We start from the raw sequence: 9,505 nt of genomic DNA on the forward strand, positions 1-9,505 counted from the left end.
CGGTAAACTGCTTGAGGAAAGATCCTTCGGGGCCAGCCGGATCGAACTGGCCCAGTTCGGGGAGAAATACCCGAGCGGTGTCTACAACATCGTATTGACACAGGGAAGCAACGTGAAGACGCTGCGTGTGATCAAACGGTAATTGACAATTAATAAGTAACGATTAACAATTAAGCCCCGACTTACGTCGGGGCTTTTTTATTGGGTGATGGATGACACGAAGGACGGGTGATCGCCTGCGGCGCACTTCGTGGCATAAAAAATCCAAAACCCGGCATTGGGATTTTTGTGGCAATCCAACGTGTGGACTTTTTAAAAGCCACACGTTGGATTGCCACAAATTCAAAGGCAGTAAGCAAGGCCTGTACGCGCGTACGCTTTGCGGAATGTCCTTGTAATTAATTTCCCGGCATCACCGCTAAATGGGAGAATGGCTGCATCATCCTGATTTGTTTTTAGATGTCCATGTAAAGCGCAAAGTCGGTGTTGACAGGAAAAACCGGACAGATGAATTTTAACAAGAAGTACAGAAAAACTACAGCAAGGAAATTTGCGGATTTCGTAGGGAACACTATTGGCCCCTCCCCGGTGCCAAGTTACTCCCTGACGCGATAGGTCAGGTACAGAAAAACTGCCTCAAATGTTAAATGATCAGGTGAACTGCATTAACCTGGAATTGGAATTTCAGTGGCAATCCAAACTGTGGACTTTTTAAAATCCACATATCCAATCTCCACAAAATGACAAGGACATCGCGTTGACCGTCCGCGTTTGCTTCGCCAGTTCGCTTTGCTCGGGTGGGATGCCGCGGTTAGCCCACAGCATGAAACGCCTGATTGTACACCTTTAGGGCAGCGACCAAAGGAAGCTCGCCCCAAAAACTGCACAACCGGTGGAGGATGCGAGGATCCCGATAGCTATCGGGATGGGGATGGGCAGCCTGAAGGCGGCAACTGTGTGGCCGTTTATGTAAAATAATTGTTTTCTGCCGCCGGAACGTCCAACATATCAGAAACGTATGAATTTAATAACCTTGTTTACAATTCAATAACAATAGCATAACACATGGAATTTATTGACGCAACATTCCGATTCTAATTTTGGCCCGTAATAAAGCGATCATGACAAAAGCACTATTTAAGAAGTTACTCGTATTCTGTCTTTTAGCCCTGGGGTTGGGAAATTCCTACGGACAGATTGCCCTTTGGACGTATGAGCCTTCGCAAGCCGGAGCCATTACGGCACCTACGCCTAACTCGGGAGTCAATATGGCTACTGGGTCGTCTGCTGTCATTAACGGAAGCGGCGGAACAATTACCCCGATGCTCAGGACAGGTATGACGGGAACCGGATGCGGGGATCAGACGACCGGGACGAACGCATGGGCGTTCGAGCCTTTTGGCTATGGATCTGTAAGCGAGACTAACGGTGCTCAATTCAAGGTTTCGACTGCCGGATATGAAAATATTTATTTCACCTGGGATCAGCGTTGGTCCAATACGGCACCGAACACACTCAGGCTTAAATACACCATAGATGGTACAAACTGGGTAAATTTCGTCATGACAGCTGCAAATACTACAGTTTGTTTGGGAACGATAACCGCAAGCGGATGTTTTGAAACCAATACAACCGGGGATTACTACAGACGGATAAGCGCAAATTTCAGTAGTATTACAGGAGTAAAGAACAATCCACTTTTTGCCGTACGTATCCTGGCATCCACATATCAGTCAACTGGCCAGTTCAGGCAGTGCCAGGATCCGAGTTCGATTGCAAATATTGCCGGGACATGGCGTTTTGACAATGTGACTTTTTCAGGGACTTTAATTCCGGGGCCAAACCCGTCGGTCATAAGTGGCACCACACCTATTTGTGCCGGAGACAGCGCCAATATTGCAGTGACGATGACGGGAGGATTGAGTCCATTCCGCCTTGTTTATACAGATGGCACTACGAATTACACCGTCAACAATTATGTTTCGGGAACCCCTATAAGTGTTTCGCCTACATCGACAAAAACCTATACCATTGTCTCGGTAAACAACCTGAATAATGTGAATTACGGTTTGGGAACCGGAAATACAGGATCGGCGGTCATTACGGTGAACGCGTTGCCTACTGTGACCGCAGCAGCCATTTCGGCTTGTGATGCAGGCCCTACGGCTTTAACCACAGGATCACCGGCCGGAGGTACATATAGCATTCCGAATCCATATTCAGGCCCGAGTACAACCTTTACTTACTCCTATACAGATCCTTCGACAGGTTGCAGCAAGACTACCGCCGCATATGCTTTCACCAGAAATACTGCGGTTACATTCAGCGTACAACCGTCAACTGCGAGTCAGACCACCTGCCAGGGAACTCCTTTTTCTTCGGTATCTGTTACAGCTTCCGGAACCGGGCCTCTTACTTATCAGTGGTATAGCAACACAACGGCATCTACTACAGGCGGGACTCCGCTTCTAACTGCCGCCCATGTTACGAACGGATCAAAAACTGCAACATACATACCTTTATCAACAGTCGTAGGAAATCTATACTATTATGTTGTTGTGACAAACACCTGCGGATCTGTCAAAAGCGCCAATACTACCGGATTATTTACGGTATCGGCACCAACTGTATCCGGGAGCATTTCACCGGCACAGACCATATGCGGCGGCTCTACACCGGCCAACATCTCGTTAACCGGCCAAACAGGTTCTGTAGTAAAATGGCAACGTGCAGATGATAGCGGATTTACAGTAAACGTACAGGATATTGCCGTAACAGCTACCACGCTTTCCGGCGCAAGCATTGGTGCCATTACAGTGACCACATACATTAGAGCAGTTGTCAAAAACGGATCTTGCCTTACGGCCAATACTACTCCAATACAACTGTTGGTAAAATCTACAACTTGGAACGGCGGTTGGTCTGCCGGAGCTCCGGATAGTGTGACGACGGCAATTTTCGAATCGGATTACACTTCTTCCGGAAACATCAATGCCTGTTCGATGGTGGTCAATTCAGGAAATGTAGTCATCAATCCGGGCCATATCGTCACGCTTCAAAACAGCCTTACCGTAAATGGCGGATCGATGACTTTCGAGGATTCGGCTTCACTCATACAGCTTACAGGAGCCACGAACTCCGGTTTCATCAACTACAAAAGAAACACGACTCCTATCAAACGATACGATTATACCTACTGGTCATCTCCCGTGGATTATCAGATAATGGCCAATTTATCGCCCCAGACCTTATCTGACAAATACTTCTGGTGGAATCCGGCAATCTATAACTGGGCAAATATTGTCGCACCGGGAATTTCCCCAATGGAAGTAGGTAAAGGATACATCATACGCGGGCCTCAGACATATGATATAAACATCCCAGCCGTTTACTCAGGCACATTTACGGGAACACCGAATAACGGAGAATATCCAGTTACGATAGCAGTGTCGGGTGCCAACAACCTGAACCTGTTAGGAAATCCTTACCCGAGTGCGCTTAGTGCCGATTTGTTTATGTCCGATTCAGAAAACGCGGCAACATTAGGAACAGGAACCACCATTTATCTATGGACGCATAATTCGCCAATGGCCTCACTCCAGTACAGCTTTAGCGATTACGCCACCTATAATTATATGGGCGGAACCGGAACGGCTGCCGCTGCCGGAGCAAACAATGCTATTCCAAATGGCTACATCGCCGCCGGACAGGGATTCTTTATTAAAGGAATCGCATCTGGTACGGCTAAATTCAAGAACGGAATGCGTGTCGGGGCGAATAACAATCAGTTTTACCGCACGGCACAAACCGAAAAAAGCCGCTTTTGGCTGGAATTGAGCAACAATCAGAATGCGTTTAAACAGATGATGGTAGGTTATGCATCTGCCGCGACGAATGATTTTGATACGGCTTACGATGCCATCATCGCCAACGGAACCAATCCGGTCCAGCTGTATTCGATCCTGAACGACAACAGGCTGACCATTCAGGGACGCGGGCTTCCGTTTGAACAGAGCCAGATAATTCCGTTGGGCTTCTCAGTCACGACCGCCGGAACTTATACGATCACGATGTCACGATTCGACGGCATCTTTGAATCGCAACAAGTGTTTCTGAAAGATAATATGACAGGCGAATATCACGATTTACATGCGGGTGCGTTTACATTCGAGACTTCGGCAGGAACCATAGAAAATCGTTTTGAGATTCACTATCAGGCCGAGGGATCTCTTTCTGTCGAAAACCCCGGAATGAATCAACAAGCTATAATATATCAGAATAATGATGAATTGTTTGTGCATTCGGCAGCTGAAACCATCAGAAGCGTAACCTTGTTCGATATGACGGGACGACGGATTCTTGAGAGACAGAACAACCAGAATCTTCCGACTATCTCAATTCAAAGAGAATTTGCAAAACAACCGCTTATTGTACGCGTCGCGTTTGAAAACGGAACAGAACAAAACCAAAAGGTCGTTTTTTGACCCGTTTATAGTTTCATACTTTTTTAAGAAAGCAACTCTTAATCGGGTTGCTTTTTTGTTAACATATTAGTAATGATTTGTTTCCGGAGTGTTATGGGCTGTAAGATAATTTTATGCGCTTAAAGTTAAAACAATCTTAATGAAAACAACCTTACTCCCGAAACCGCTCTTCAAAAGGTTCCCTTCCTTTTCGCAAGAGTCTTCGCCCCTGTTACCCGGTCTTTTCAAAAGGCTAAATCCTACTTTATTTTTCTTCGTTGCCTTTTTGGCAATTACCTTCCAGGCCAATGCACAACAGTTTGTGGCCGGAAACCTTGTAGTCCTCAGAACCGAGGAAAACGACAGCAATACTCCGGCATCTCTCGTGGAAGTAAACCCTACGACGCCTGGTGTAGTGAGTACGGTTACCATTCCGTCGGACGGAACTGGCCTGCGGTTTTCCGGAAGTGCCTCATCAACAGGTTATCTGTCCAACAACAATGATGGATCCTTGGTATGTTTTACCGGCGTCACGACTACAGACACGGGTAGCACGAACACCAACTCCATCCTTACCCGTAGCGTAGGTACGTACAATCAGGCAAAAACTTTCAACAAGCCTGCGTCATACACGGGAACTAACGGCAATCAGCCGCGTTCGGCCACGACCGTCAACAACACGAATTATTTCATATCAGATCAGAACGGTCTTTACACAAATGGCTCTACAAGCGTAAGCCCTTCCGGAAATTTCCGCGGAATCAAGGCATTCGGAGGAATAGTATATGTATTTACTGCATCTACGGTTCCTTCTGTAGCAACCATAAGCGCGCCTTCTGCAGGTACATACACCGCGCTTCCGGGACTTCCTAACGGCACTTCTGCCATGCAGGATTTTTACATGATCTCATCCGGAAGCAACGGAAGTACTTTTGACGTACTTTATCTTCTTTCCACAATCAGCAGTGGTACGATCTATAAATATTCACTGGTAGGCGGTACTTGGGTTTCCAATGGAACTGCAGCTGCTAACGGTTTTGGCCTTGCTGCCCAAAAACAAGGAAACGGTGCCTATTTGTTCGTAACGACGGGTTCAGGCGCAACCACTGCTAATGCACTTGTCCGCTACACAGATGCTGCGGGATACAATGCTACTATTTCATTGGGCACAAGCACCACGCTTTATACAGCGTCCGGTACCCAAATTATCAAAGGTGTGGCTTTCGCACCGGTTGCCCTTTCTCCAATCACTACTACAGGAACGCTTGCAACAACGAGTACAATTTATGGCACGGCATCGGCCGCTACATCTTATACGGTATCTGCATCAGGCGTAACGAATAACGTTTTGGTAACACCGCCGGCAGGATTTGAAGTTTCCGTAACATCAGGAACCGCTGGTTTTGCACCAACACAGACACTGACGCAATCTGGCGGAAACGTGGCAAGCACAACGGTTTACTTCAGATTGAAAGCTGATGCTCCGGCAGGAAGCTATTCCGGAAACATCGTATTCTCTTCCACAGGTTCATTGTCATTGAACTCAGCTATCCCGACAGGAACCGTAACCCCTAAAGCACTTACGGTAAATTCAGCTGCTGCTCAGAATAAAGCATACGACGGCACTTTAGCTGCCACTATTACAGGAACACTTAACGGTGTCATAAACAGCGATGCGGTTTCCCTTTCCGGAGGTGGAACTTTCCTGACTAAAGATGTCGATACGGCTATTCCAGTTACATCTACTTTAAGCCTTACCGGAGCAAACGCTTCCAATTATACACTGACGCAACCTACGGGTCTTTCTGCCGACATCATGCCAAAAGCACTGACCATTTCCGGCGCATCTGTTTCAGATAAGGAATACGACGGAACCATTGCAGCTACGTTCAACGGAACATTGCAAGGTGTGGTAGGTTCTGAAGATGTTGTCCTGAACACAACCGCAAGCTTCGATTCTCCCTTTGTGGGAACAGATATTCCGGTAGTGGTGACTGCTGAACTTTCCGGTACAGGTGCTTTTAACTATACCGTTTCAGCTCCGGAAAATTTATCGGCCGACATCAATCAGAAAGGACTCATCATACTCAATGCTGCTGCCGACAATAAAGTATATGACGGAAATACAGATGCTACCATTTCCGGAACGCTCAGCGGGGTAATTTCTCCGGACGAGGTTTTCTTGTCTGCCACAGGTACTTTCGCTTCTCCTGAAGTTGGAGTTGGCATCGCGGTAACTTCTACAAGTGAGATCACAGGTGATGTATTCAATTATTACCTGATCCAGCCAACTGGACTTACGGCTAATATTTCTGCGGGTGAACTGGCTCCTCAGGTAATCACGTTCAATCCGCTGGCACCTGTAACTTACGGTGACGCTCCTTTTGCACTTTCTGCTTCATCTGATTCCGGTTTGACTGTGAGTTTTTCGAGTTCAGATGAATCTGTGGCAACCGTTTCAGGTTCTACGGTTACTATCGTCGGGCCTGGAACTACATTGATCACGGCAACACAATCCGGTGATTTGACCTATGATTCAGCGGAACCAGTTTCCCAAACACTCAATGTCCTGCAAAAAGAACTTTATATTGACGGAGCCGTAGCCGCCGGTAAAATCTATAACGGAAATGCATTTACGACTATTTCAGGCACGCTTTCAGGAGTTGTGGGAACTGACGTTGTCAGCTTCACAGGAAATGCTTCGTTCACCAATGTCAACGTCGGAACAGAAATCCCTGTGACTCCAAACGCAGTACTTACCGGAGCCGATTCAGGGAAATATATATTGGCACAGCCTTCTGGCCTTGTAGCCGACATCACTCCTATAAGCCTTACGCTTGCCGGACTTACAGCGAATGACAAACCCTATGATGCGACCAACTCCGCTACACTTAACGGAGGATCTTTGGTAGGTATCATCAATTCAGAAGATGTTTCTTTTACGGCTTCCGGTTTCTTTGCAAATGCAAATGTCGCCAATGATATTTCTGTTATCGTATCTGTTGAACTTACAGGTACGGGTGCGGGGAATTATGTGGTGGAACCCGTATCTGCTTTTGCAGATATCACCGCAGTTCCATTGACCGTATCCGGGCTGACCGCACAGAACAAAGTCTATAACGGAAACATGGTTGCTACGCTTACGGGAACAGCTCAGGTGACTCCAATCGGGTCTGACGATGTAACGGTTTCCGGAACGGCTGTGGGAACTTTCAACAATAAGAACGCAGGCACTGCCATACCGGTAACTATTTCAGGACTGACACTTTCCGGAGAGCAGGCTCCTAACTATACCATCGCTTCCGGTTCGCTTAGTGCCGATATTACCGTAGCTTCTGTTACCGTAACCGGCGCTGTCGCCCAGAACAAAACATATGATGGTACGATCGCCGCTACGATTACAGGTACGTTTGCCGGTGTCGTCAGCGGTGATGTTGTGACTTTTGTAGGTAACGGAACTTTTGCTTCGCCTGCCGTAGGAACCGGAATCGCGGTAACAGCCAACATTACCGTAGGCGGAACAGATGGACCTAACTACATCGTGAATCCACAACCGACAGGGTTGACGGCAAATATCATCGATGGCCCTACCGTATTGGCAGTTGGAGATGTCTCCGTACTCGGTTTCCAATTGAACGCACCGGATACATTTGCATGGGTGACATGGGTTGACATCAAGCCGAATACTATCATTAAATTCACAGACGGAGGCTTCAATGCGGCTACTTCTGCAAATGCCGCCGGTAATGCACGTGGCAGTGAGAATTTCGTAATCTGGAAAAACAACGGAGCACTTATTCCGGCAGGAACCGTAATCAGGATCCAGGATGTAAGTGATGTTGGTGTACCTAGCTTAGGACAAGTCGTTTCCGGAGATTTAAGCGGACTTTCTGCAGGAGGCGACCAGGTATTCGTCTACCAGGGATCTGCCACCAGCGGAACAACTCCGGATTATTCCGGAAACGGTGCCTCTGCGACATTTAACGGAACTATTATTTTCGGTTTGCATACGCAGGGAACTTCATCTGCGGCAAGCTGGTTGTCAAGTGGATCTGCTTCTTCCAATACTTCCTACCTTCCAACGCAACTTAATGTTGCAAACGGAAACATTGCACTTGGTTCTTCTGCAGCACTTGGCCAATATACAGGATCACGCACGAACCAGACTTCGTTTGCCGCCTACAAAGCTCTTGTGACCAACCCTGCAAACTGGACGACAGCTGCAGGAGCGGGAACGACTACTTTGAGCACGGTTGCATTTACGTTGGCTACGCCTCCATCTTTGGCCCAGATTTCTGGTTCAGCAGGAATTTGTGCAGGAAATGCAACAAACCTGTCCGTCGCCGTTACGGGTGGAACCGCTCCATTTAGCGTGACTTATTCAAACGGTACTTCGACTACTACTGTTAACAGTTATCAAAGCGGAAACAGCATCAGTGTCAGCCCTTCAGTAACCACGACTTATACATTGGTTTCTGTTACCGATGCCAACGGATTGACTGCTACTGTTGTCTCGGGATCGGCTGTCATAACTGTACAGGAACAATATCAATTCTTTGTTGATTCCGATTTCGACACCTACGGATCAACCACTACCGCTATGGTTTGTGCTGCGAATGCCATTACGCCACCATCAGGCTATTCTTTGAATAATACGGATTGCGACGACGCGGTCGCAGCCATCAACCCAGGCCATGCCGAGGTACTGTACAACGGTGTCGACGACAACTGCGACGGCAACCTCGACGAAGGAAACCAGTTGCTTTCCAACGTGATCAACGCACAGTGCGGCATCACCCTTGCGGCCATCAACTCGGTGATCCAGGTGACCACCTTCCCGAACATCACCCAGTACCGTTACCGTGTCTACAAGATCGTCGGCGGTGTGCCTACAGGTGAGCCACAATACGTGGAGCGTCCTCAGGGATACTTCTCGTTCACCAACATGGCTTCCTACGACTATGCCTCCACGTACAGCATCCAGGTGGAGCTGCAACGCAACGGCACATGGCTCGGGTATTATGGGACGGCCTGCCAGGTAT

At 47.7% G+C, this 9,505-nt stretch carries 2 protein-coding genes; both read left to right on the forward strand.

Features of this window, described 5'->3' with window-relative positions:
* The first annotated feature begins 1,121 nt into the window (after positions 1–1,121).
* Positions 1,122–4,484 carry a hypothetical protein gene (locus G6047_RS00525; protein ID WP_169525379.1) on the forward strand — a complete coding sequence of 1,121 codons (3,363 nt, stop codon included), beginning with the start codon at positions 1,122–1,124 and terminating at the stop codon, positions 4,482–4,484.
* A gap of 139 nt (positions 4,485–4,623) precedes the next feature.
* Positions 4,624–9,505, forward strand: a 4,882-nt coding sequence (locus tag G6047_RS00530) for a beta strand repeat-containing protein (RefSeq protein WP_169525382.1), incomplete at its 3' end; no start/stop codon positions are given.

Origin of the sequence: Flavobacterium silvaticum (genome assembly GCF_012911565.1) — a bacterium.
GTDB classification, from domain to species: Bacteria; Bacteroidota; Bacteroidia; order Flavobacteriales; family Flavobacteriaceae; genus Flavobacterium; species Flavobacterium silvaticum.